Here is a 1,433-nt window from a genome sequence, read left to right on the forward strand (position 1 = left end):
GCTCCATCGCGGCCAGCGCCCGCGCGGCCGCCTCCCGGCAGGAGGCCCCGTCCCCGAGCGCCGCGGCCGCCCGCGCCTCCGCCGCGGCGAACAGCGCCACCGCCCGTGCAGGGGCTCGCCCCTTCGTCCCCTCCTGCGCGGCCCGCGCCAGCTGCACCGCCTCGCGCGGCGAGCCGAGGGAGTTGGCGAGGTGGCTCATGCCGGCGGCGAGCACGTACCCGCCGAAGCCGCGCGCCCCCGCCGCCTCCGCCAGCCGCAGCGCCTGGATGTAATAGCGCTGCGCCAGCCCCGGCCGACCGGTGTCCACGGCCATATAGCCGGCCAGCTCGCACAGCCGGGCGGTGGACTCGAGCAGCACCCGCCCGACCTCCTCCGTATACGAGCCGTCGAGCAGCCCGGACACGACGCTGTTGAGGTAGTGCACGACCACCGGCCGCAGATGCCCGGCCCCGAAGCGGTGGTCGAGCCGGATCAGCGACTCCCCGGCCGCCGCGACCGCCGTCGCGTCCATCCGCCCGACCCGCGGCCCGGTGCGCTGCGGGATCTCGGTGACGGTGCCGGCCGCCGCGCCGCCGAAGCCGCTGATCAGCCAGTCCCGGCTGGGCTCCACCAGGGCGGCGGCCACCGGCGCCGCCTCGGTGAGGAACTCCCGCCGCGCCACGTCGCTCCGCCACAGCTCGATGACCTGCTCGATCGTCTCGCCGATGGTCGGGGCGTACGTCAGGCCCACCGCGGACGACTGGTGCCGCCCGTCCGACATGCCGATCTCTTCGAGGGAGACCGGCCGGCCGAGCTTGCGGCCGAGCGCCTCGGCGATCATCTGCGGGGCCTGCCCGCGCGGCTGCTGGCCGCGCAGCCAGCGGGCCACGGAGGTCTTGTCGTAGCGCAGGTCGACCCCATGCTCCGCGCCGCACATGTTGACGCGCCGGGCGAGCCCTGCGTTCGAGCAGGCCGCCTCCTGTATCAGTGCCTGGAGGCGTTCATTGGGCTGACGCGTGACAATCGGCCTTCCGGCCATGTACTGCCCCCTGTGCGCTGGTCCCGCGGGTGGTCGTGCTGCGTTCCGCCGCTCTTGATCCATTTCCAGGCCCGGGACCAGGAAACGCCGTGCCCCCTCAGGTGCACCCGTGCGCCCCGCAGGTCGCGCGGCTGCTGGAACGGGTGCCGTAACCCCTGCTCATAGCCTCAGTTGAGCTGAGCGTGAACGACACCTTGGGAGTCAACTCCGCCACCCACGTCCCCAGTCAGTCCCGCCCCGCAGACCCCGCGGGCGAACTGTCCGCCGCCGCGCTGTTCTACGCCGAGGAGTGGCACTGGCAGGTGTCGCTCGGCACCTGGCTGGAGATGTCGGAGGACGGCGCCCGGCGCTGCTCCTGCGCCACCGACGGCTGCCCCACGCCCGGCGCCCACCCCGCGCGGCGTAACTGGAAGTC

The 1,433-nt window shown here is 74.3% G+C and carries 1 protein-coding gene and 1 pseudogene; one reads left to right on the forward strand and one right to left on the reverse strand.

Going from position 1 to position 1,433, the window contains the following annotated elements; genetic code table 11:
• Nucleotides 1–1,018: NsdA family TPR-like regulatory protein (locus G5C51_RS41965; protein WP_165246183.1), on the reverse strand; the 1,018-nt coding region annotated here is incomplete at its 3' end.
• A 182-nt stretch (nt 1,019–1,200) separates the two neighbouring features.
• Between G5C51_RS41965 and G5C51_RS41970 the strand changes: the two are divergent.
• Nucleotides 1,201–1,433: pseudogene (locus G5C51_RS41970) on the forward strand (bifunctional DNA primase/polymerase); the annotation flags it as partial.

Origin of the sequence: Streptomyces coryli (assembly GCF_011044975.1) — a bacterium.
Classification (GTDB): domain Bacteria; phylum Actinomycetota; class Actinomycetes; order Streptomycetales; family Streptomycetaceae; genus Streptomyces; species Streptomyces coryli.